Here is a 22,962-nt window from a genome sequence, read left to right on the forward strand (position 1 = left end):
TAATTCTTTTCGCACTCTATCTATTCAGTTTACCACAAGTGTTCCTTTTTGGTTCGTCAGACTCAATATTCAGATAATTGCTGCCGATAATACCTGTGAAAGGAGGTGCGCTGATGGCTGCAGTCAAATCCACATCCCGGATCTCAGGTGTTGCCAAGGGACCTGATGTACGAACGCTCCCACATCAGGTGGGTCGCGTCGCGACAATTGGAGATGTTACACCTGTCCCCCCCTCGAACAACCAATACCTGGATCTTTCGGAGAACCGGCTTCTCTCCTTCGATGACCTCTACGAGATGATCCAGCGTCAACAGAAAAAATTCCATCTCGACGAGGGAGAAACCATCGAAGACGATGAAACACGCCTGGCGAAGCTCCAACTGATTATGGACCATTTCAATCACGCCATCGATGAGCTGGGCCGTTATGTCGCCAAAGGCGACCATCCGCTCAGTGACAAAGAACGCGATATCATCACGCGCTATCGATTGCCCCTCCATGCCCGCGGTGTTCATATCGGCCGCAACGGTCATCTATCGCTCGATCCTCATGTGGCCACTGACCATCTCGACGCCCTTGATCATCTCCTTTTCGGAGGGCCGGGAAATTTTTTCGACACCTTTTTTATAGCCCTGCACCCCGCTCCGCCTTCCAATAGAGAGCCCTATCATCTCGCGGAAGCACCCCATGGCTTATTCTTCGATCGCAAAGGTTAGCATCCCTCGGTGGAGCTAACCTTTTTCATTGGTTGTCTCCATGCGCATCGCGATGATCTCGGCGCCAACCAACAATACGTAACCGCTGAAGTAAAGCCACATCATGAGGATCACCATGGCGGCAAGAGAGCCATAGACGACGCTGACGTTACTGAAGGTCGTGATGAAAAATTTAAAGACGAAGGTGAGAACGATCCATCCGATCACCGAAAAAGCGATGCCCGGCCAAGCGATCGGAAGCGATACATTTTTGTTCGGTAGAAACAACTGCAGGGATCCGATGATAAAAATGAAGACCGCCGCAGGAAGGAAGAAGCGCAGGATATTGAAAAGAAAGAGGAACTCCTCCGTTAAGTTCACGAACCGACCGATAAAGGTGAAGAATCTTTCTCCCATGTTCGGAAGGGCCAGGGCCAAGATAATCGTGACGACCAGGCCGAAGGTATACGCTACCCCGAGTAACCTCTGGATGACGAAGTTGCGGGTCTCTTCGATCTCATGTACGTTGTTCACTGCCGATTGGAGTGTGCGAATGGCCCGTGAGGCCGAGAATAATGCGAACAAAAGCGAAGCCGACAAGACACCGCTTCCCTCTACGGAAATATAGTCTTCGATGAAATTCAAGAGCACCTCGGTGGTAGAGGGCGGAAAGGCCCGTTCGATCAACCCGATCAACTGGGTCGAGGAGACATCGAGACGACCGATCAAGGTGAACAGGACGATGAAAAAGGGGAAAATCGATAGGGTGAAAAAATAGGCGATCTGTGAACTGAAGGCCGAGAGATGATGGTCCTTCATCCTCTCCAGCAACTGCTTGATCCATTGTTTCATCGTAAGCACTCCTCCCTACTCCGGCATCAAAACTTAATTGTTTATTTATGAGTTCTCTATTCCCATATATACCGTGGTTTGTTATCATGAAAACGAAACCTTTTGAGAGGAGGTCCATATCATGAAAAATCATTTGCCAAAACTGATCCCCCTGGTGATCATTGTGATCCTTTTTCTTGCCATCGGCTCGAATGCCTATTATATTCTGGGTAATGAGGAGCAGGCCGTCGTCGAACGCTTCGGCGAACTCCACCAGGTGGTGGATAACTCCGGTCTGAATTTCAAGATCCCTTTGATCGACCGGGTCTACATCGTGAACACCAATGAGATCTACAGCGTCCAGTATGGTTATCGTCCGAAATCCGAGGCGACGACCAACCAGCCCGCAACCTATGTGAATGTGGAAGATGAAGCGATCGTATTGACGAAGGGCTCCTACCTCGTCAACATCGGCTCCATCATCCAGTACCGCATCACCGATGCGGCCAGCTACATCTACAACGTGGACGACCAGATCGGGACCCTGCGGTTGGCCTTTGAATCCGTTCTCAGGCAGAACATGCAGAATAAAGACCTAGAGAACGCACTGGTGAACAAAGACTCCATCGCTTCGGAGATCCTACCGGAGCTCGCGCGAAAAGTGACGAGCTACGACCTCGGGATCACCATCACGGAAGTAAAATTCACCGACGTGCTACTTCCCGAAAGTGTCCAGCTTTCTTATGACGACGTGAACAACGCTAAGAACGAGAAGACCGAGTACCTCTCTCGTGCGGCCAAATATGAAAACGAAATGCTGCCGAAGGCACGTGCAGAAGCTTACCAGCTCATCCAGGAAGCGGAGGGCTACAAGGCCCAGACAGTTGCCGAGGCCAAGGGTGAGGTCACGAAATTCGTGCAGGTGTACGAGCAGTACAAGAACGCACAGGACATCACCAAGGAACGTCTCTACATCGAAACCATGGAGACTGTTCTCGAGCGCGTGCAAAACAAATATCTGATTGATTTCGATGCTAGTGACAATACCGTCAAGTACCTCCCGCTATCGCCCGATGTGCTGAAGAAGGAGGGGAACTAAGATGCCATTTTTCAATGGACAAGGCGGTCCCAACCAAGGGCCCCAACAGACGAACTCCGATGAGTTCAACCAACGTAGACAAGCCTACAACGAACAGAAGGTCGAAGAATTTAAGCTGCACATGAAGAAGAACCTGCGTCTCTTCGGTCTCTTGTTCCTCGTCATCGCCGTGCTCCTCTCCCTCAACAGCTTCATCTACATTGTTGCCGAGGATGAGGTCGCCACGGTCCGCCAATTCGGCAGAATCACCAAGGTGGTCGTCGATCGAGACAACATCGTGGCCGAGGAGCAGAACGCACTAGATCCCAAATTCTCGGACATCGAGATCGTTAAGGATAAGGGACTCTTTTTCAAAGTACCCTTTATCACGAGCGTAGAAAAGGACACGAGTAAGCTTCTCACCTATATGTCCAACTACGCGCAGATCAACACCCTCGATAAGATCAAGTACCAGATCGCCATGTATGCCCAGTGGGAGATCACCCATCCTGGCCTCTTCCGTTCCTCGCTGGGTACCGTGACAAAGGCCAACGGCTACATCGATGAACTGGCCTATGCTGTGGTCATCGAGAATATCAACAGCCTGAACTCCGCCACCTTCTTGACCGATAAGCAAGAACTCAGCGATGTCCTCGCGGTGGCGATGGCGCGGTTGAACGAACGCGTGGCCTCACGCGGGATCCTGCTCCGCGATATCGATGTCTACCGGACGATCCTGCCGCCGTCTAACCTCGAGTCCACCTACAACAAGATGATCGCCGAGCGTGAAGCCATCGCCCAGCAGATCCGATCCGAGGGACTCGAACTCTATCAAAACACCGTCTCCGATACGGACCGTCAGGTCGTGACGATCAAGGCCAACGCTATCGAGGAAGCCGAGACCATCAAGGGTGAGGCCGATGCGGAAGCTATTCAGATCTATGCCGAGGGATTCAATCGCGATCCTGAATTCTACCGATTCTGGAGAAGCCTGATTTCCTACGAAAAGTCCATCGACAAGGATACAGTCCTCTACATGGATAGCAACAACCGGTACCTGGATCTATTCTCCGGTGGAGAATAATCAAAAATACAAAAGCGTAAGACCACGGTGGTCTTACGCTTTTCTTTATTTTTGGACCCAATCTAACCCCTTGTCTTCACTCCCGCGATATCGAGCGCTCGCCTAGCCAAAAGGGCCGTGGGGTCGATCACGCGATCCGCTAGTCCGAGGAGCTTGAAAATGACCGGGAGCTCTGTACAACCGAGAACCTGGGGGCCCATCTTCCCTTCTTCTGCTTCTTCGATGATGCGCTCGAAGAAAGCCCGATCAAAAGTTGTCTCGCCACTTTTCAAGCGGTAAATTGCATCCATAAGACCCGCTTTCGTCTGTTCATCGGGAGTAATCACTTCAATCCCCCGACTACGAGCGCTCCTTGCATAGACACCCGCCTGGTAGGTGCCCTGTGTGGATAAAAGCAACAGCTTAGAATGACCGGCGCTCGCGACAAAATCGAGCGCTTCCTCGATCATGTGCAAGAATACCACGCTCTTATCCCCATCAATGGTCCGCAGCGCTTTGACCATCGCCGGATGAAAGGTATGCGCCGTGTTGCAGGGCATTGCCAGAACCGTCGCACCACTGCGCACCAGCCCCTGCATCGATTCCAAAAGGAAGGGCAGAGGGTCTTGCCCCCTGCCCAGAAGATACGCCGTACGGTCGGGAATCTTCGCGTTGCTATCGATCAGTACCCGCGGATGCAGTTGATCCGAGAGCGCATCGGTATACGCAATAAGCTTCCCGTAAAAATCCAAGGTAGCCCTTGGACCCATTCCGCCGATGACGCCTATCGTTCTTTCCATCTGATTGCTATGCCATCACGCGATTACTTCTTTCGAAGCGACAGAAAGATCGATCTCGTTTTCAGAGGCCGACACGACAACCGCACAGGAGGCATCCCCGACCACGTTAACAGCAGTTCTCGCCATATCCAAGATCCGGTCGATTCCTGCGATTAGCGCCAAGCCCTCGAGGGGTAGTCCCACCGATTGCAGCACGAGCGTCAACATGATAAAGCCTGCACCGGGTACACCGGCGGTTCCGATCGAACCCAAGGTTGCTGTCAGGATGATGGTCATCATCTGGCCCATGGTCAGATCAATACCGTACACCTGGGCGAGGAACAAGGCACAAACACCCTGGTAAAGGGCCGTTCCGTCCATGTTGATCGTCGCACCTAGGGGCAGAACAAAAGAACTGATCTTTTCCGATACACCCAGATTCTCACGGGTGGCTCGGATGGTCACGGGGAGTGTTCCCGCCGAGCTCGTCGTACTGAAGGCCGTCACGGCGGCCGGTGCAATGCCCTTGAAGAAGGTCAAGGGTGAAATATTGGCAAAGATCTTCACAGCGGTGGAGTAGGTGATCACAGCGTGAAGAATACAACCGAGATACACGGCCAAGATCACCATGCTGAGCGGCATCAGAACATCGAGTCCGTAATTGGCGACCACGGGTACGATCAAGGCGAATACACCAAAGGGCGCCAACAACATGATGAGCGCCGTAAGCTTGTACATGATTTCAGCCAAGCTTTCGAAGAAGGCAGTGAAGGGTCGCGCCTTATCCTTCGGAAGACCCGTGGAGGCTACACCCAAGAAGAGTGCGAAGGCAATGACCTGGAGAATATTCCCACCAACGAGCCCCTGCAGGGGATTCGCAGGAACGATGTTGACGAGCGTCGAGATAATCGATGGCGCTTCGACCACTTCGGCCGAGGCATCGATGGGAATCGATAGACCGATGCCCGGTTTCAATAGCGTGGATAGGAGCAATCCGATGGAAACGGCGACTGCCGTCGTCACCAGGTAGTAAGCCAGTGTCTTACCACCGATGCGACCGAGGGATTTCGGATCGCCGATGCTCGATGCGCCCACCACCAGCGAGGAAAAAACCAGCGGTACAATGATCATTTTGATCAAGTTCAAAAACAGCGTTCCAATCGGTCGGATGTAGGTCTCCGCCAATTGAGGCGACCCCTGCATCAAGAGCCCGACGACAATACCGAGCGCCAGACCGATGAGAATCTTCGTGGTCAGTTGCATTTTTTTCACGTTAACACCCTCCTTATTTCCCAGTCATTCAACCCTTCCCTTCCAACCGGTCTCAGGACCTGTCATGATGATGCCCGCGAGATTGGATAGAATAGATCATGGCATGCTGTCAGCAAGGCTAGGCATGACATACTGTGTCGATCAGCTACCGGTTGCGAGGGGAATTCACTTGGATTGTACAGGAACAAGGACAAGAAAAGACGTGTAGAGACGAAAAAAAGACAAAGTTTTCTGAAGAATCAGAACCCTTTGTCCATCAGTACGGTACTGCTCTCGATAAACTGCTTGATGTGCACCTTACCCCTCCTAGTGGTCAGCCCCTTGTGGTGACGGATTTCCTGGTGTAACTCCCCGTAATCGAAGAGTTGTCCAGACAATTCCTCGAATGTCGGGTTCATAGGATCGGAAACCCCCAGCGCTGCCATCGAGCGAAAGGCCTTGGTCACAACGCGTCGTATGCGCTTTTTCAGTGCGTAGAGCGTCTGTTCATCACAAGCACCATCTGCAATGGCTTCATACAACTCGTTCAGGGTATACTCACCCTTTTGATCTTTGGCCCACAAAACCGCACGGATGATCTCGTCGCACCCGCTGCTACCCAAGATCCCCAGCCGTCCGAAGAGCCGTTTGATCTTTGTGGTGTCTTCCATATCTGGACTCTCCTTGATCGAGCGCAAAGAGCCCATGGCCGCTTCGAACTGTTCAAAGGTCTCCAAGAGCCTCCGCTCTTTCATGACCCTGCGGATCACGGAGACCACCTCGACCACATTGATGGGTTTCGTGATGAAGAAAGCGATATCCTCGAGGTAGGCTTTGGCCATCATTTTCTTATCGGACACCTCCGAGATCATGACCACTGCCGGAGGGTGCAACCGATCAATGCTTCTGAGCACCTCAAGGCCATCGAGATCAGGGAGCAAATAGTCGAGCAGGACCAGATCCGGATTCTCCCTTGCGATCTTCTCCACGCCCTCTCTACCGGATGTCGCCACCGCGACGCAGAGCTCTTCGAAATGTGCCTCAAGGATATCCTTCAGTATGTGCACGATGCTGTTGTCATCATCGATAATCAACACGGACTCCATCTTCTCCACCTCCTTTTGTCAGACGTTCGCTGTCAATCGTCAGCTCCACGGTCGTCCCCTTACTCGGGGTAGAATTGATGGCCAGGGTGCCTCCAAAATAATCTTCCACGAGATGCTTCACATGGGATAAGCCCAAACCTGTGGACATTTTCCCCGTGGTAGCATCATACTTGGTCGTGTAACCGGCATCGAAAATCAAGGCTTTCTTCTCGGGTGCAATGCCCTCACCAGAGTCTTTTACCACCAGATGAATGCCGTCTTTTTCCATTCGTGATGCAATTTCCAGATACCCATAGTTCGCCATGGCCTCAAGGCTGTTGACAGTCAGGTTGTTCAAGATTGAAATGAGAGGATAAAAATCCTCTGTTGTGAAGAACTGATCATAGGTGGAGGAAACCTGGATTCTCATTTTTCGCTGTTCCGCCAAACGCGCCACGTTATCCGTTACGACTTTGAGAATCTCCTCAATACTCGTATGTTTCTTCTCCGTGTCACGCGTAAAAATCGCATCCATTCCGGCGATCACACGCAGGTAGTCCTTCTTGATCTCGTGAATATCCTTGGCGATCTTCAACAGGGGGGCCTTCAGCTGCTCATCCTCCACCTCTTCATAGACATCGTGTGCGAGCGCCATGGTGGCCTCGATATCCTGTCTCGATTTTTTCAAGAGAAACAATTCTGTTTTCAGCCGCGAGATAAAGAGAATCAGCTCTCGGTAGCTTTTCTCTCGTTCGTCTCGTTTCGATTTTCCTATGTAATAACGACCGAGGTAAAAAGAGAACAGCACCATAATCGTCCGCATAGCACCCACCGCGGCAATGGTCATCACCAATCGATCGAAGGGGACCACGACCCAAGTCCGGCGCAAGAAAGCTTCAAATAGATTGGGAATCGTATCGCATACCCAAAGGGCGATGAAAAAGTGAAAGGGCTGGTGGAACGTTTCCCTTACGGACAGGGCCATGAACAGGGCCCCGAACAAGACGTAATAGGATAGCACCGGCACGTAAGTGGAAGCCGATTCAAAAAAAGACAAGCCACTACCCAGTGCATAGACGACGGATCGAAATAGAAAGGTCGATACCCCTACCGAGAGGGTGATGAGCATCACGTTGTAATGTTCAAAGTACACCAAAAAAAGTGACATGAAGAACACCGCCAGGGTCATACGAAAATCTGTCCCTTCCGGACTGATGTAAAACTGCCCCATCAGGACAGAGATCATGCTGATCATGAAGATGTTCTGATATTTTGATTCTCCCCGGATCATGCCTTCCCCCCTTTTTCGGTTGAATTTTCAGTCTTTTTCATTATACCACAACCGATCAGCCGTGAAGCTACTGCCAACACACAACCAGAAAAAGCGCAGGACCCCTTCGTCCTACGCTTTGATCCTATCTAGAAAAGCTTCGAACCCTTCGAAGGAAAGGGACTGCTCCCCATCGCTGAAGGCTTCCTTGGGATTCGGATGGACCTCGACCATCAGGCCATCAGCCCCTGCCGCGAGTGCCGCACGGCTCATGATGGGAATGTACTCCACAAGGCCGATGCCGTGCGAGGGATCGACGATCACCGGTAGCCCCGTCTCATTTTGCATGATGGGAATGGCCGTGAGGTCCAAGGTATTTCGGGTGTAGCGATCGTAGGTGCGGATTCCCCGTTCACAGAGGATCACCTGGTCGTTCCCTTCCTTGAGGATGTACTCCGCAGCCATGATCCACTCCTCGATCGTCGCCGACATCCCACGCTTGAGCAGAATCGGTTGGCGCAGTTTCCCTACCTCAGTGAGCAGCGCATAGTTGTACATATTGCGCGAACCGATCTGGATCACATCCACACGGTCGATGAAAACCTCCAAGTCGTGCACATCCATCAGCTCTGTGACGATGGGCAGTCCTGTCTGCTTTTTAGCCTCAAGCAAGAGCTTGACCCCCTCCTCCCCAAGGCCGCGAAAAGAGCGCGGATTCGTCCGGGGTTTGTAAGCGCCACCCCGGAGCATCGTGGCTCCCCGGTCTTTCACAAATGTCGCGGTCCGGAGGATCTGCTCCCGTGATTCCACAGCACAGGGACCCGCGATAATGATGGGATCACCGCCGCCAACCTGAATCGCACCAACGGAAACCGGTCTTTTAACGGCCATCGGATACCCTCCTCACGCCTTCTGCCGCCAAGTCGAAATCGTGTAACCAATCGGAAACTTGTCGCCCTGCTACCAGGATAGTAGGAGAAAGGTCTGCCAGTGGTGCCAAGACAAAGGCCCGCTCCTGCATGCGCGGATGGGGAATCGTCAGGTCCTCCTCCTTCATCTGCACATCATCGTAGAGCAGAATGTCCACATCCAGGGTCCTGGGACCCCATCGGATCTCACGCCTGCGGTCGAAGGCCGTTTCCACGGCTTGACAGGCTGCCAACAGTTCATAGGGGCTCAGTTTTGTCTGGATCCCGATTACTGTGTTCAGGAAGGCAGGCTGCTCCTCGAGTCCCCAGGGCTCCGTCTCATAGAGCGGTGCCACCGAAAGAATCGCGATATCGGAGGTAGCTGCCAAGGCCGTGATGGCCCCCTCCAATGTCGCCTGTCGATCCCCGAGGTTCGAGCCCAATCCGAGATAAGCTTCAGGCATGTCGCCACCTCTCGATCGATACTTCCACACCTTCGAAAGACATGGGGATCGGCGCCTGTGGTTTTTTCACCGTCACGGCAATGCCCTCGAGCTTTTCAAAGGTTTCAAGCACGCGCGATGCAATCCCCTCGGCCACCGCTTCGATCAGGTCCTTCGGTTCCTTCATCACGGCAGCCACGACCTCACACACTTCTCCGTAGTGGACCGTTTGATCGAGCGCGTCCGATCGACCCGCCGCTTCGAGAGATAGGTACAGATCCAGATTCACATAGAAAGACTGGCCCAGCCGTCGCTCCTCAGGCAGGGCACCATGGTAGGCATAAAAATGCAAGTTTCGAATCCCTATTCTGTCCATGTGATCTCACTCTCTAGAATCGCCCGCGTGACGGCGAGTGCCTCGCGATTCTCACGGACGTCGTGTACGCGAAAAATCTGTGCGCCTGCCATATAACCCATGACCGAAGTAGCCACCGTACCATTGACTCGTTCCTTGGGAGGCACGTCGAGCACCTTGCCGATCATAGACTTGCGGCTTGTGCCCAACAAGATGGGGTAACCCATGCTCTTGAATCGATCGAGATGCTTCATCACGTAGAGATTCTGTTCCGGTGTTTTTCCAAAACCAATGCCCGGATCGAGTGCGATGAGACCTTCGGCAACACCCGCTTCCTTGGCGATGCGTATGGATTTCTCAAAGAAATGCTCGATGGCCTGGAAGATTCCCTCCGGGTAATCCGTCCCTTCCTGGTTGTGCATCAAAATCACGGGGGCACCCATTTCAGCGGCCACACGCGCGAGGTCGGGGTCCTGCTGGAATCCCCAGATATCATTGATGATGTGGGCACCGGCCTCAAGGGCGGCTCTTCCCACCTTCGCCTTGTACGTGTCGATTGAAATGGGCACATCGATCTGCTCGGCCAGGGCCCTGATCACCGGCAGAACACGCGTCATCTCCTCCTCTTCCGTGACGTACTCCGCACCGGGGCGCGTGCTCTCACCGCCTACATCGATAATGTCAGCGCCCTCAGCCACCATATGGCGGGCGTGGGCCACGGCCGTTTCCACCGCGATGTGATCGCCTCCGTCGGAAAAAGAATCGGGTGTGATATTCAAAATGCCCATGATGAGGGGACGTTCTCCGATCTCCAAAGTGTGCTCGCCCATCATCCAGCGTCTGTGGTAAATCGTCTGTCGTTCACACATGGTATCAACCTCCAAAGTTAATCAGCGTAAGTGCTTCGGATCGAGATTTTGCGTCGGTCTTAAAGATGCCCCGCACCGCACTGGTCACCGTTTTCGACCCAGGTTTCTTCACACCGCGCATGGTCATGCACATATGTTCTGCCTCGACGATCACGATCACGCCCATGGGCTCCAATTTCTCCATGATGATATCGGCCACCGTGGAGGTGATCCTTTCCTGTAGCTGCGGACGCTTGGCCACCGTCTCAACCACACGTGCCAATTTGCTAAGACCCGTGAGCCGGCCGTTCTTGGGTATATAACCCACGTGGGCCTTCCCAAAAAAAGGAACGAAATGATGCTCGCACATGGAATAGAAGGGGATGTCCTTCACCAGTACGAGTTCATTGTGATCTTCATCTTCAAAAGTAACCTCCATGTGCTCGCCCGGATCTTGGGTGAGCCCCGCAAAGATCTCTTCGTACATATTGGCGATCCGCTTGGGTGTATCCTGCAATCCCTCACGATCGGGATTCTCACCCATGGCCTCGATCACTTCTCGCAGTGCTGCTTCCATTCGCTTCTTATCCATCTTCAAAACCTCATTTCTATTAGTTCGCGCCCAATCCGCTCCAGTGTCGCTCGATCGGTGCGATACGCATATTGATCGATGCGCGCAACCGGTAACACGCGCATCAGACTATTCGTAAGAAAAACGGCCTCCACATCCTCCAGATCCGACAGGGTGAGCGCTTCTTCCCTAACCCACTTGCTCTCGAGAAGCAAGCGACGAACCGTACCGGGGAGAATCCCCAGGCCGATCGGTGGTGTCAATAGAGCACCTTTGAAAAGGAAAAGCAAGTTGGCGATGCTCGTCTCCAGCAAATGTGACTTATCATCGACCAGGAGCGCGTCTGATGCCCCTGAAGCCTGCGCACCTTCGCGGGCCTCTCGATACGCCCGCCGTTTCGTACGTTTGTGCTCTGCATCCGCGGGTGGAGTCCAGTGTCGGGTAATCAGATCGAACGGCCGGTTCGGGTCGGTGTAAGGTCGCAAGATAGCGCTCAAGGTCCCCTGCTCTTCCAGCAAAAGCTTGAGCCGAAAGGTACCGGTCGGTGGTACCGAGGCGTGCTGATCCAACCAACGGATGTTATCTTTAGCATAACATAAGCCGAGGGCCTTTGCACTCGCCTGCATTCGCTCGAGATGGAGATCCAATCGGCGGATGCTTCCTCCCTCGACCCTCAACGTTTCAAAGAGCTGTGCGCGGCACATCAAGGCTTCTTCGAGAGCGGGGGTGGGCTCTACCCACCATTGTCCCTTCATGCCTCACCCAGAGAAAGGGCTTCGAGCAAGGCCTTCGCCTTCACATGGCACTCGTCGTATTCGAAAGCCGGATCGGAATCGTAGACGATCCCCCCGCCCACATGGCAATAGGCCGTCCCCTCCTGCAACAACAAGGTCCGGATCACGATATTCAGGTCCATGGACATGCCGCTGAAATCAATATAGCCGATGCTCCCCGTGTAGAAGTCCCTGTGTGTTGGTTCGAGCCGGTCGATGATCGTCATCGCACTGATCTTAGGTGCTCCCGTGATCGATCCACCGGGAAAGGTAGCGCGGATTACATCCACGGGCCCCAGTTCCTCTCGTTTAGTCGCCACCACTTTGCTCACAAGATGATGCACCGTCGCGTAGCTTTCAATTTCAAACAACTCGGGCACTTTCACGGTACCCACCTGGGCCACCCTACTGAAGTCATTTCGCTCCAGGTCTACGATCATCAATAGCTCCGAGCGATCTTTCTCCGAACGCTCGAGCTCCTTTCTCAATCGCTCGTCCTCGGCCGGTACGTCGGAGCGCGGCCGGGTACCCTTTATGGGTTTGGTCTCCAGTTCCTGTCCTCTCAACTGAAGAAAACGCTCCGGGGAAGCCGATACCAGATCGAAGCCCTCTCCCTTGATCAAGGCTGCAAAGGGAGCCGGGTTGATCCGCCGCATCTGTTCATAGAGCGTCAGCGGATCCCCCCGGTACGGACAGGATAACCGCTGGGTGTAGTTGATCTGGTACACATCGCCATCCTCAATATGACGTAGGACCCCTTTGATGGCCTCTAGGTATTTCGATTCCGTCATGTTTCGATCGATCGTCAGCGTCCGCTTTTTTCTTGATAGATGACTTTCTACCGGTGTGATCCGCGTGACCTCTTCTGCCCATCGCGCAACACGTTCTTGCCCACCGGGAAAATGCCCTCCATCCGTTACATGAATGGTCCCTGAAACGTGATCGTATACGAGGGCCCCTTCATAGAAACGAAGAAACAGATCCGGTAGTCCCAAATCTTTTTTCTCGCGCTTTGGCAGGTTGACGATTTCGTGGCGCAAGCCGTACCCCAGTGCGCCCACAACACCAGAGATCAGCGGTAGCTCCCCCGACGATTCACTCCGGTGGTAGACCTCCAGCAGTTCCTCGAGCAAATCCAGTGGGTTCTCCTCTCGCACCTCCTCCCGTCCATCGCGGTAACGAAGGACCGATCGTCCGTCCTTCGCCTGAAAAGTGAGAAAGGCATCCCGAAAGAGGAGGCTGTAACGGCCATCCCGCTGGCTTTCCAAAACCATCAGATCGGAGATCGGCCCATAATGATGAACGAGATCGGCAAAGGAGACATGTGCTTTTCTCTCGATTATAAACATGCCTCCACCTCCTTCAGGAAGTTCTCGAGCAGCTGGCGCCCCCCGGATGTCAACAGGGCCTCGGGATGAAACTGTACACCGTGCAACTTCAAGTCTTCCTGCCACAGGCCCATGATCAGTCCGTCGGGCGTCCTTGCCGTGACCTCTATGATGGCGGGAAGGGTCTCTTCTTCCACAACGAGACTATGGTAACGCGTAACCGGCGTCGGATCGGGAAGCCCTCGGAAGATGCCCCTACCCCCGTGACGTACCGGAAAGACCTTTCCGTGGACGGGTACTGGTGCGTGTCCCACCTTCGCACCCAAATGGGTGGCGATGATCTGGTGTCCCAGACAGATCCCCAGAATGGGCAGCTCTCCCTCCAAACGTTTCAGTAGGGCCAGGCTGTTCAACGCATCCCTCGGGTGACCCGGCCCTGGTGAGAGCACGATGCCGCTGTATGACGCGGTTGAGATTTGGTCGGGATCAAAGGTGTCGGACGTCACCACCTCCAGTTCCGCTCCCAAGGCTTTTAGATCGTGTACAAGGTTGTATGTGAAAGAATCGTGGTGATCGATCATGAGTAACAAAGCTTGTGCCCCCTTTGTACATCCTGTATCATGGGGGCAAACACCCCCGTCGGACTATCTCGATTATACTAATCCCGCAGGGTCCCCACAAGATAAAATGACGAGGAGGAAAGTGTATGATACCAGGTGTCACCCTGTATGAGCCCGTGTTCACGGGTGAATCCGCGTCACAACTGATCAACAATCTGGGTATCTCCGCCCTGGAGATGAGCCCGCACGAGCGTCTCTTGTCCAGTGCATCGGCCCAGAAATTATTGGAAAGCCTATCGGTACCCCCGATGCTCACCCTCCACCTCCCCTATCACCATGAACCCTCCTGGGCGGCGGATTGCTTCGATCCCAGCGAGCTATCCACTTCAGAATCTTTGATTCGTTGGTTGGAGGGAGTCGCCGCGCTAGCAGAAACCCAAGACGCTCCCATCCCACTGACGCTCCACGGCGCCAAGACCCAAGAACATGTGACGGCAACCTACCGGATGCTCGACTGGTTCACGAATACCATCGAGAAACGCCACCTGTCCTTACGCCCTTCTCTTGAGAATCTGTACGTCAAAACGCAACAACCCTTCGGGTCCACCGAGCAGATAGAAAAGGCTCTGCGCACCTTCTCACCTCTGCTCGGCTGGACGTGGGATCTGACCCATGACCACCGACGAACCGGTCGTTTTCGTGATCCGGGTCCCTACTTGCTCACCTCCTTGACACATGTGCACCTGCACGGTTTCGATGACCAGGCGGACCACCTCTTCATCGGGACCGGAACCCCCTTCTACGAACCCTACCTCGCACTACTCGAAGAGCGAAAAATCACCCTCCCCTTGATCCTAGAAGTACTGGTCGAGGCGAACTATCCAGAGCAGATGCTGATGGATCTTAAATCTTTACGATTTCGTCACGAAAAACCAGGTGACGGTTCTTGACTTTTTGACGGTGCTCCTGTAACATGGGACATGAACAAAGGATCAAGGTGATGCGAATGGCGAGAAAAGCACGCCAGAAAAATGTGTACAGCACCTACCACATCCTGCAGACAGGTACGGAGGGTCATCTCCTCTTTAGAGATGATGTGGACCGAGAAAGATTCCTCGAGATTCTGTCGAAGGCGAAACGGAAATTCAACTTCAAGCTCTACGGTTATTGCCTTCAGGGCAACAGCTACCAGTTGATTCTCTTCGATAACGGCGGTGATATCTCCAAGATCATGAAGAGCATTAACATTTCCTACGCCATCTTCAGAAAAGCAGATGGTGCCCTCTTCCGCGATCGCTACAAAAGCGAGATCATAGAAGACGGTCGGATGTTACTCGATACCAGCAGGAACATGCACCAGATGACTGGTAAAGAAGCTCTGGAGAACCCATGGTCGAGCTATTGTGCTTACGTCAAAGGGGCAATGGACGACCGTCATCTGTTGGATAGCGACATCGTTTTAAAGATGCTCTCTGGAAATGAAGCAGAAGCTAGCTACCGATACAAACTGTTCATGGAGGAAGAGCCCGAAGATCTCATCTGTGATGACATGGTCTCCAGGGAACTCTATTGCCCTAAGGAGCAACAGTGTATCAGTTCCCTTGAGGAAGCGAGGGAAAGGCTCGGCCATCTGCTCGAAGGAGAAGGGATTGTTTTCGACGAACTGCGCCGCCACAAGAACAAGCGTAACGCCTGGATCAAAGCCTTTCGCCAGAACAGTACGCTCACGCTCAAGGAGCTCGGAATTCTTTTCGGTGGTCTCAGCGAATCTACAGTCTGCAAGATACTGAACAAGTAATGATTTCAAGGCTGGGACAACAAGTGTCCCTAGAAAGCAATCCAATTTTGAGGTGATGAGAATGAGTTTAGGATTAGATTTGAACATCGGCAAGAAGGGTCCGGGGCTTTCTGAAGAAACCCTCTATGAAATGATCGTGATCGGCGGCGGGCCGGCGGGTCTATCAGCTGCCCTGTACGCAAAACGCAAGGGATTGAACGTGGCGATGATCGCAGATAGCATCGGCGGTCAGGTGGCCGATACCACGAGCGTTGAGAACTATTTGGGTTACCCGGAGATCACGGGAGAAGGACTCGTACAGAAGTTCCACGAGCACGTGAAGGGACTCGAAGTCCCCACCAAAGAACACGTGAGGGTCGATCGCGTTGAAGATGGTCCTGTAAAAACGGTTATCCTGACAGATGGCAGCCAGTTCAAAGCCAAGACCATACTTGTTGCCACCGGATCAAACAACCGCAAGCTGGGGATCCCAGGGGAACAAGACTACTATGGAAAAGGTGTCACTTATTGTGCCATCTGTGACGGCCCGCTCTTCGAAGGGCGCGACGTGATTGTGGCCGGCGGCGGGAACAGTGCCGTGGAAGCCGCTATCGACCTCTCGAAAATCGCCAACAAAGTCTACCTGATTCACCGCAGTCAGTTCAGAGCCGACCAGATCCTCATCGATCGTCTGAACCAGCTGGACAATGTGGAGATCTACCTCGAGCATCAGCTCATGGAAGTCCAAGGTGAAATGCTGATGAGCGGTGTGAAGGCTCTCGATAAGCAACAGAATAAGGAAGTCACCTTTGCCGCCGACGGTCTCTTCGTCGAAATCGGTTATGTGCCCAACAGCGCGGCCTTCAAAGGGCTAGCCGATCAGAATGTGCAAGGGGAAATTCTCGTGGACGAAAGAAACAGGACATCCACCGATGGTATCTTTGCTGCGGGCGATGTGACCAACGTTGCCTACAAGCAGATCATTATATCGAGCGGAGAAGGGGCAAAAGCTGCCCTCGCCGCCAACGACTATCTCAATACGTTATAAAGGCACCCGAATAAGGAGGAACATGATCATGAGTTTACTTGATGAAAATGTAAAAGGACAACTGAAAGAAATTTTCGAAGGCTTGAAGGACGATGTGACCATCGCGCTCTTCACCAAAGAGACCGGTTGTGAGACCTGTGCGGATACGAAAGAGTACATGGAAGATGCGGCGGGTCTGTCAGACAAGCTTCATTTCGCTCACTACGATCTCGAAAAAGACGCCGAGCGCGCGTCCGAGTATGGTGTAGACAAGGTCCCAGCAATCGTACTGCTCGATAAAGAGGGTACAGATCACGGCGTGAAATACAACGGCATCCCCGCAGGACACGAGATCAACTCCTTCATCACGGGCCTCATCGAGGTTTCCGGCGGTGGAGAGGTGCTCCCCGAGGCGCTCAAATCACGTGTGGACGCTATCAAGAAGCCTGTGAACATCAAGGTCTTCGTTACCCTCGGTTGCCCCCACTGTCCCGGCGCCGTTTCCAAGGCACACAAACTGGCCCTGGAGAATCCCAACGTACGTGCCGAGATGGTAGAATGCCAGACATTCCCAGATGAAGCGAACAAGTACAACGTCAGCGGTGTCCCGAAAATTGTCATCAACGAGACTGAAGAGCTCGTTGGGGACCAGCCGATCGATGCCTTCCTCGAGAGCATCGAAAAGTTCGCATAAGGAGCTACACTTTTGATAGCCCTGGAACAGATGGAACAGGTGGAGGCCTTCCTCGAAGAGGAGGGGCTCCGCCTTCTCTATATCACGACAACCACCTGTAACGTGTGCAAAAGTATCCTACCGAAACTCGAGACCTTGTTAGAAGCCTTCCCTCACATCGCATCGGCAAAGATTGAAGCCGACCGACTGCAGGAGGCGAAGGGGAAATTCCTCGTCTTCAGCGTCCCGGCGGTTCTCCTCTATTACGAGGGTAAAGAGCTTCACCGTAGCGCCCGGTTCATCCAGTTCGCTGAATTGCGCGCTGAATTCGAAAGATTCACTGACCTCACGACCTGAAACCCAGTTTCAGGTCTTTTTTGTTATAATGGGGATAAGGAGGGGATAATTTTGATTTACAATCTGTTGATCGGCGGCACCCAGGGGGACGGTCTGGCCAGTCTGGGTCAGATCTTGCTCCGGGTATTCGGCCGCCTCGGTTACCACACGCAGTCCGATCGTACCTTTGCATCCCGAATCAAGGGCGGGCACACCAACACGCGCATCACCGTCTCCGATGAGCCGGTGCACAGCGTCCACCGTCCCTACCACCTAATCATTGCGCTCGATGAGAAGACGCTCACGGCCTATCGCGAGGACACCGATGCCAATGCCATGATCTTGACGACCCTAAGCGGTACCGACCACCGGGAGCTCGACCTCACATCCTACACCACGGAAGTCCGCTACCAGAATATCGTTCTACTCGGGTGGGTCGCCGCTTTTTTAGGCCTGCCGCGCGATGCCCTGGTCCATTTTATCAAAGAACGCTTTGAGAAAAAGGGCGACGAGGTCGTGAACAAAAACATTCAGCTCTTCGAGGCCATCTTTGACGAGACCGCCCGGGGGAACGGCCCGGTCTTCTCAAATCTCAAGCGGGAGCTCGTCGCCCTCACGGGCAATGAACTGTTCGCCATGGGTGCACTGATCAGCGGTTGCCGTTTCCATGCAGCCTATCCGATCACACCCGCCTCGGAGATCCTAGAGTATATGGCCAAGGTCCTCCCACGCTACGGCGGCCTCTTTGTCCAAACGGAGGATGAAATCGCAGCGGCCACCATGGCCTTGGGGGCAGCCTTCGCCGGAACCCCGGCCATGACCAGCACCTCAGGACCAGGACTCAGCCTGATGCAAGAGACCCTGGGTCTGGCCATGATGACCGAAACACCGCTGGTCGTCGTCGACGTCCAGCGTGTGGGCCCCAGCACGGGTCTACCCACTAAGCCTGAGCAGAGCGATCTATACGCGGCCCTGTACGGTAGCCACGGCGACGGCTCCCCTATCGTCCTCTGTCCCTATGACTCCCGTTCTCTGCTCACCAGCGCCGGAGATGCCTTCCATCTATCCGGTACCTACCGTCATCCCGTCGTTGTGCTTTCGGATCTAACCTTGGGTCTTTCGATCACCACGATGGCCGTAGAGGAGATTCCTATTGCTCCCGCCATCGAGCGCACTCCCCGTTTGGGTGGTGAGACAACCGTTTCTACCACCGGACTCGAGCACGATGAGACCGGACACGTGAACAATAGCCCAGCTCTGCGTACAGCTGGCGCCGATCACCGCCACGACAAGCTACTCCCGCTCTCCAATGAGAAGGGCTTCGATTTTTTCGGTCCCGACCAGGCCGATACCGTGCTCATCGCCACCGCTAGCCTATACGGGGTTCTGCGCGATTACTTTGATGGGGATCACCGCATCGCCATGCTCACCCGACTCCACCCACTGGACCTCAAGACCCTCGCCGAAATCGATCGCACGTACAAGCATACCATCGTCATCGAAATGAATCGCGAGGCACAGCTCTACAGCCTGCTGGCCCCCCACTTCCACGAAACCGCCCTGCACTCTCTCACCACCTACGATGGTGAGATGCCCACACCCGAACAGATCGGAGGTTTTATCGATGAACACGTATAAAAACGGCATCATGCCCACTTGGTGCAAAGGTTGCGGCCATTTCGGCGTGATGAATGCTCTCGATAAAGCGCTGGTCGAACACAATCTTACCCCGGAAATGACCACCATCGTATCGGGGATCGGATGCTCCGGGCGCATGTCCGGCTACTTCGCAACCAACGGGATCCACGGGATCCACGGTCGGTCACTTCCCATCGCCCAGGGAATCAAACTGTCACGACCAGAGCAAACCGTGATCGCCGCCGGCGGGGATGGTGACGGATTTGCCATAGGGCTCGGGCACACGCTCCATGCCATGCGACGCAACGCCAATGTCACCTACCTGTTGATGAACAACAGGATATACGGTCTCACCAAAGGACACACGAGTCCCCTTTCAAATCGTGATTTCATGACGAAGTCAACACCCTACGGCGCGATCGATATGCCGCTCGATCCGGTGGATCTGGCACTCTCCGCAGAGGCGACCTTCGTGGGGCAGGGGTTTTCGGGAAAACCCAAGGAACTGGTGGAAGTCATTCGACGCGCCATCGAACACCCCGGCTTTTCCTTCGTCAATATATTCTCCCCCTGTGTCACCTTCAATCGGTCTCAGGGCTACCCCTTCTTCAATGAGCGCGTGGAGCTACTTGAAGAAGATACGGATGACTATACCTTGGCTCGCGAGCGATACCGCGCGCATCCTTTCTTTCTGGGTGTGCTCTACCGGGATCCCGACCGTCTCGTGCTCGAGCGTCCCGTGAAGGACCGAGCCCCTACGCTCACCGAACTCCTGGGCGCCTACCGTTAAGGAGACGAAGAAATCCACTAAAAAAAGGAAGGCTGACCTCGAGCATTTCAACGCTCGTCGTCACCCTTCCTTTTTTGTATGCTATTCGATACACCCCTCAGCTTCTCGTACCGACCGAGGTACCAGGCCACCCCCGGTCCCCCAGACCAAATGGATGACGCCGGGGGCGTCCTGGGCTTTGATCGGCACGAAACCGGCTGCAGATGAGGGCTCGATGTAGATACTCTCGGTTCGAAACAATAGCTGTTGGTAATAGGAAAAATCCTCTTCCTTAGCAGTGGCCAGCAGGCGGATCATCGGTCCTACCCGTCGGCTCACCAGACCCGAGGGTCTACCCACCGCGAGGCCATCGGCGATGGTCTGATTGGACAACCCGATCTCCGATACGCTGATCCCATCGTGTTTTTTCGTGTAGAGCCCCAGCAGCATGCAGGGACTCTCCGTAGGTTCTACGAAAATCGGATGCACATGGGGTCCGAAGATTGACTTGAGCCCATAGGCGACGCCACCGGGTCCTCCACCTACACCACAGGGCAGGTACACCTTCAAGGGTGAGTCTTCCCCGATCGTCACTTGTTTTGCTAAGAACTGCTCGGCAACCTCAGGTCCGGCTAGGGTATAGCCTGCGAACAATAATTCGGAAGACTCGTCATCCACAAAATAACTCGTGGGATCGGCTTCTGACAGCCGGCGGCCTTCGTCCACGGCCTCTGAATAGTCACCGCTGTACAAACGTACATCGACGCCTTTCTCTCGCAAGCGATCCACCTTCCAGGGCTTCGCATCGGCAGACATATGAACGATCGCTTGGAAGCCGAAGGCCGCAGCCAGGGTCCCTATGGAGAGCCCCAGGTTCCCCGTTGATCCCACTTGGATCTTGAACTGCGAAAAATAAGACTGAAAAGCAGGTGATGCAAACTGTACCGCGTCCTCTTGGGAGTCAAAAAGCGTCGACTGCATCCCCCAGCTCTCCACACGTGCGAGCACCTCGTATATGCCTCCTCGGGCTTTGATCGATCCTGCGATGGGAAGCTCGCCGTCGATCTTCAAGTACAACTTGCCGGCGAGACCCAACTCTTTTTCAAGCTCAGTGAGCGCCACAAGAGGTGACCGGATCAACCCCTCTGTATCGGGGAAAATGTGCCGGATCAAGGGCTGCATTCGCTCGTAGAAGCGGACAGCTTCCTCGAGGATTCTTCCATCGGTCTCCACGCATGGATCGTAAGCTGTGTTTTCCCATAGGATACGTTCTCTGTTTCGCATCCTTTTTATGAGCTGATCAGTCACCGAGACCCTCCCCTTCCTTCGCTGTAGTAAAAAAACTCAGTTGCTCCTCTTCCTTGGCCTCAAAAGAAGAAAGATAGATCCCGATGAGGCGTACGGGTCGATCGATCACAAGATCCTCCAGTAGTCCCGTTGCAATCTGCAGGATCTCCTCCGGTCGATCTGTCGCGATGGTCGTTCGCCTCTGCCGGGTCACCGTTTCAAAGTCGGCAAATTTTAACTTCAGGGTGATCGTATGCGCCTTCACACACCGTCTTTCGCAGAGCGAGGCCAGTTCTTCGGAATAGGTGTCCAGGTAGGACGTGAGATCTGCACGGTCCCGCACATCAGAATCCAGCGTAGACTCCTTGCCAAAGCTCTTCATCTCCCGTGTTGGGGTGACCTCCCGGTGATCGATCCCCCGAATCCGTTCGAAAATCTCCATGCCGAAACGGCCGAATTGTTCTTCGAAAAAGGTGGGCGGATAGTGCATCAGGTCTGCCACCGTAAATATCCCCAGGGCATTCAGCCGACCGATCGACACCTTCCCCAGGCCGTGGATTTTCTTCAGGGGAAGCGGCGGGAGCATGACCGGTACATCTTCTTCCGCGATCTCAAAGTACCCATTGGGCTTTTCCCACTCGCTGGCCAGCTTCGCTAGGAACTTATTGTAAGAGACCCCGATGGATACGGTCAACCCTTCCGCTTCTTCAATCTGCCGTTTGATCCTCTTGGCGATTAAGGCTGGCGGGTGGTAGACGCGTGTGATATCAATGTAGGCTTCATCGATGGATACCTGCTCCAAGCCCTCGAATTGTTCGCGCAAACGACCGAAGATTCTTTTCGAAATCTGGCTGTACCTTTCGAAATGCGGTGTCAGGACCACTAGGTCGGGATATCGTTTTTTCGCTTGAAAAAGAGGCATCGCACTATGGATTCCATATTTGCGCGCCTCGTAGTTACAGGTGGTCACTACCCCCCGGTTAGATTTCCCGCCGACCACCACCGGCACCCGATTCAGATGGGGTTTGTCAAGCAACTCGACCGACGCGAAGAAGGCATCAAAATCCAGGTGAAGTACGCGTCGTTTCATTTTTTCACGAGTCCGTAGCCACCGTAGAGCGGCTTGGTATCGTGTACCGTGATCACCAGATTCGGATGGACGTCCTTTGCATACTCCACCACCTCGCGTACACGTTTCCGTTTCACGAAGGTGTACAGAATCTCACGATCGAAGTTCTTTCCCCTACCCTGGACGACCGTCACCGCAAATCCCTGCTTGCGTAGGTAATCGGCGATGCTAGGGCCGTAATCAGCCTTCACGATAATCTTGATCTCCGAGAGGCCGATAGCCAATTTTTCTTCCAGGAAACTCCCCGTGAAATTACCCACGGAAAAACCCAGCGCGTAGAAGACGGCCTTAAGAGGATCCGAGGCAATATCGTTCAGCACTGTGCTGACCAGATAGACCCATAATGCCACTTCGAAAAACGCTATGAGCGCTCCGATTCTCCGTTCGCCCTTGTTAATCAGGACCATGCGTAGCGTGGCGAGCGTCACTTCGATTACTTTGGCCACGAAAATGAATAAGTAATTCACGACATCTTCCTCCTCGGGGGA

At 53.7% G+C, this 22,962-nt stretch carries 26 protein-coding genes; 10 read left to right on the plus strand and 16 right to left on the minus strand.

The window, feature by feature from the left end; genetic code table 11:
* The first annotated feature begins 113 nt into the window (after positions 1–113).
* Positions 114–716: a hypothetical protein gene (locus ACULM0_RS05820; RefSeq protein ID WP_463679488.1), complete on the plus strand. Its 603-nt coding sequence runs from the start codon at positions 114–116 to the stop codon at positions 714–716.
* 15 nt (positions 717–731) lie between these two features.
* On the opposite strand, the gene ACULM0_RS05825 is transcribed toward ACULM0_RS05820, so the two are convergent.
* Positions 732–1,547 (minus strand): YihY/virulence factor BrkB family protein, encoded by an 816-nt coding sequence (locus ACULM0_RS05825; RefSeq protein ID WP_463679489.1) that lies wholly within the window; start codon positions 1,545–1,547, stop codon positions 732–734.
* A 121-nt stretch (positions 1,548–1,668) separates the two neighbouring features.
* Here ACULM0_RS05825 and hflK point away from each other — a divergent pair, with 121 nt between their 5' ends.
* Both hflK and hflC read left to right on the plus strand, forming a co-directional pair.
* On the plus strand, positions 1,669–2,625 hold the full coding sequence (gene hflK / locus ACULM0_RS05830) for an FtsH protease activity modulator HflK (RefSeq protein ID WP_463679490.1): 957 nt from the start codon (positions 1,669–1,671) through the stop codon (positions 2,623–2,625).
* 1 nt (position 2,626) lies between these two features.
* A complete protein-coding gene (gene hflC / locus ACULM0_RS05835) occupies positions 2,627–3,688 on the plus strand; it encodes a protease modulator HflC (RefSeq protein WP_463679491.1) in 1,062 nt (353 codons plus the stop codon).
* A 62-nt stretch (positions 3,689–3,750) separates the two neighbouring features.
* Here hflC and cuyB read toward each other — a convergent pair whose 3' ends face one another.
* The 12 genes from cuyB to ACULM0_RS05895 all read right to left on the minus strand — a co-directional run bounded on the left by cuyB (position 3,751) and on the right by ACULM0_RS05895 (position 13,859).
* Positions 3,751–4,467, minus strand: a complete 717-nt coding sequence (gene cuyB / locus ACULM0_RS05840; protein ID WP_463679492.1) for a cysteate racemase — start codon at positions 4,465–4,467, stop codon at positions 3,751–3,753.
* 15 nt (positions 4,468–4,482) lie between these two features.
* On the minus strand, positions 4,483–5,709 hold the full coding sequence (locus tag ACULM0_RS05845; RefSeq protein WP_463679859.1) for a dicarboxylate/amino acid:cation symporter: 1,227 nt from the start codon (positions 5,707–5,709) through the stop codon (positions 4,483–4,485).
* Between the two features lie 248 nt (positions 5,710–5,957).
* Positions 5,958–6,803, minus strand: coding sequence for a DNA-binding domain-containing protein (locus ACULM0_RS05850; protein WP_463679493.1), 846 nt, complete (start codon positions 6,801–6,803; stop codon positions 5,958–5,960).
* Complete coding sequence (locus ACULM0_RS05855) at positions 6,778–8,073, minus strand: sensor histidine kinase (protein ID WP_463679494.1); 1,296 nt, start codon at positions 8,071–8,073, stop codon at positions 6,778–6,780. Before ACULM0_RS05855 ends, ACULM0_RS05850 begins: the two co-directional genes overlap by 26 nt.
* A gap of 111 nt (positions 8,074–8,184) precedes the next feature.
* Positions 8,185–8,943, minus strand: a complete 759-nt coding sequence (aroF, locus tag ACULM0_RS05860; RefSeq protein WP_463679495.1) for a 3-deoxy-7-phosphoheptulonate synthase — start codon at positions 8,941–8,943, stop codon at positions 8,185–8,187.
* Entirely contained in the window at positions 8,933–9,424 is a 492-nt protein-coding gene (folK, locus tag ACULM0_RS05865) for a 2-amino-4-hydroxy-6-hydroxymethyldihydropteridine diphosphokinase (RefSeq protein WP_463679496.1), read from the minus strand. Before folK ends, aroF begins: the two co-directional genes overlap by 11 nt.
* Entirely contained in the window at positions 9,417–9,779 is a 363-nt protein-coding gene (gene folB, locus ACULM0_RS05870) for a dihydroneopterin aldolase (RefSeq protein WP_463679497.1), read from the minus strand. The genes folK and folB overlap by 8 nt, the downstream gene beginning before the upstream one ends.
* Positions 9,767–10,627 (minus strand): dihydropteroate synthase, encoded by an 861-nt coding sequence (gene folP, locus ACULM0_RS05875; RefSeq protein ID WP_463679498.1) that lies wholly within the window; start codon positions 10,625–10,627, stop codon positions 9,767–9,769. The genes folB and folP overlap by 13 nt, the downstream gene beginning before the upstream one ends.
* Before the next feature lie 4 nt (positions 10,628–10,631).
* Positions 10,632–11,198 (minus strand): GTP cyclohydrolase I FolE, encoded by a 567-nt coding sequence (folE, locus tag ACULM0_RS05880; RefSeq protein WP_463679499.1) that lies wholly within the window; start codon positions 11,196–11,198, stop codon positions 10,632–10,634.
* A 2-nt stretch (positions 11,199–11,200) separates the two neighbouring features.
* Entirely contained in the window at positions 11,201–11,932 is a 732-nt protein-coding gene (locus ACULM0_RS05885; RefSeq protein ID WP_463679500.1) for an aminotransferase class IV, read from the minus strand.
* Positions 11,929–13,299: an aminodeoxychorismate synthase component I gene (gene pabB / locus ACULM0_RS05890; protein ID WP_463679501.1), complete on the minus strand. Its 1,371-nt coding sequence runs from the start codon at positions 13,297–13,299 to the stop codon at positions 11,929–11,931. Before pabB ends, ACULM0_RS05885 begins: the two co-directional genes overlap by 4 nt.
* Positions 13,290–13,859 carry an anthranilate synthase component II gene (locus ACULM0_RS05895; RefSeq protein ID WP_463679860.1) on the minus strand — a complete coding sequence of 190 codons (570 nt, stop codon included), beginning with the start codon at positions 13,857–13,859 and terminating at the stop codon, positions 13,290–13,292. The genes pabB and ACULM0_RS05895 overlap by 10 nt, the downstream gene beginning before the upstream one ends.
* Before the next feature lie 125 nt (positions 13,860–13,984).
* Here ACULM0_RS05895 and ACULM0_RS05900 point away from each other — a divergent pair, with 125 nt between their 5' ends.
* From ACULM0_RS05900 to ACULM0_RS05930, 7 genes are all read left to right on the plus strand, one after another.
* The gene (locus ACULM0_RS05900) at positions 13,985–14,788 is read left to right on the plus strand and encodes a hypothetical protein (protein ID WP_463679502.1); all 804 of its coding nucleotides are present in this window, start codon (positions 13,985–13,987) and stop codon (positions 14,786–14,788) included.
* 56 nt (positions 14,789–14,844) lie between these two features.
* Positions 14,845–15,636, plus strand: coding sequence for a transposase (locus ACULM0_RS05905; RefSeq protein ID WP_463679503.1), 792 nt, complete (start codon positions 14,845–14,847; stop codon positions 15,634–15,636).
* A gap of 61 nt (positions 15,637–15,697) precedes the next feature.
* A complete protein-coding gene (locus tag ACULM0_RS05910; RefSeq protein WP_463679504.1) occupies positions 15,698–16,663 on the plus strand; it encodes an FAD-dependent oxidoreductase in 966 nt (321 codons plus the stop codon).
* A gap of 28 nt (positions 16,664–16,691) precedes the next feature.
* Positions 16,692–17,336, plus strand: a complete 645-nt coding sequence (pdo, locus tag ACULM0_RS05915) for a protein disulfide oxidoreductase (RefSeq protein ID WP_463679505.1) — start codon at positions 16,692–16,694, stop codon at positions 17,334–17,336.
* Positions 17,337–17,348: 12 nt separating this feature from the next.
* The gene (locus tag ACULM0_RS05920; protein ID WP_463679506.1) at positions 17,349–17,672 is read left to right on the plus strand and encodes a thioredoxin family protein; all 324 of its coding nucleotides are present in this window, start codon (positions 17,349–17,351) and stop codon (positions 17,670–17,672) included.
* Positions 17,673–17,723: 51 nt separating this feature from the next.
* Positions 17,724–19,289: a 2-oxoacid:acceptor oxidoreductase family protein gene (locus tag ACULM0_RS05925; protein ID WP_463679507.1), complete on the plus strand. Its 1,566-nt coding sequence runs from the start codon at positions 17,724–17,726 to the stop codon at positions 19,287–19,289.
* The gene (locus ACULM0_RS05930) at positions 19,276–20,079 is read left to right on the plus strand and encodes a 2-oxoacid:ferredoxin oxidoreductase subunit beta (RefSeq protein ID WP_463679508.1); all 804 of its coding nucleotides are present in this window, start codon (positions 19,276–19,278) and stop codon (positions 20,077–20,079) included. The genes ACULM0_RS05925 and ACULM0_RS05930 overlap by 14 nt, the downstream gene beginning before the upstream one ends.
* Before the next feature lie 81 nt (positions 20,080–20,160).
* On the opposite strand, the gene ACULM0_RS05935 is transcribed toward ACULM0_RS05930, so the two are convergent.
* The 3 genes from ACULM0_RS05935 to ACULM0_RS05945 are packed head-to-tail and all read right to left on the minus strand — an operon-like array spanning position 20,161 to position 22,941.
* Positions 20,161–21,366, minus strand: a complete 1,206-nt coding sequence (locus ACULM0_RS05935) for a D-serine ammonia-lyase (RefSeq protein ID WP_463679509.1) — start codon at positions 21,364–21,366, stop codon at positions 20,161–20,163.
* Complete coding sequence (locus tag ACULM0_RS05940; protein WP_463679510.1) at positions 21,359–22,435, minus strand: DNA polymerase IV; 1,077 nt, start codon at positions 22,433–22,435, stop codon at positions 21,359–21,361. The genes ACULM0_RS05935 and ACULM0_RS05940 overlap by 8 nt, the downstream gene beginning before the upstream one ends.
* The gene (locus tag ACULM0_RS05945) at positions 22,432–22,941 is read right to left on the minus strand and encodes a DUF2179 domain-containing protein (protein ID WP_463679511.1); all 510 of its coding nucleotides are present in this window, start codon (positions 22,939–22,941) and stop codon (positions 22,432–22,434) included. Before ACULM0_RS05945 ends, ACULM0_RS05940 begins: the two co-directional genes overlap by 4 nt.
* Between the last annotated feature and the right edge of the window lie 21 nt (positions 22,942–22,962).

The sequence above is a fragment of the Halotolerantifilum yawarlongkerapense genome, assembly GCF_054506745.1.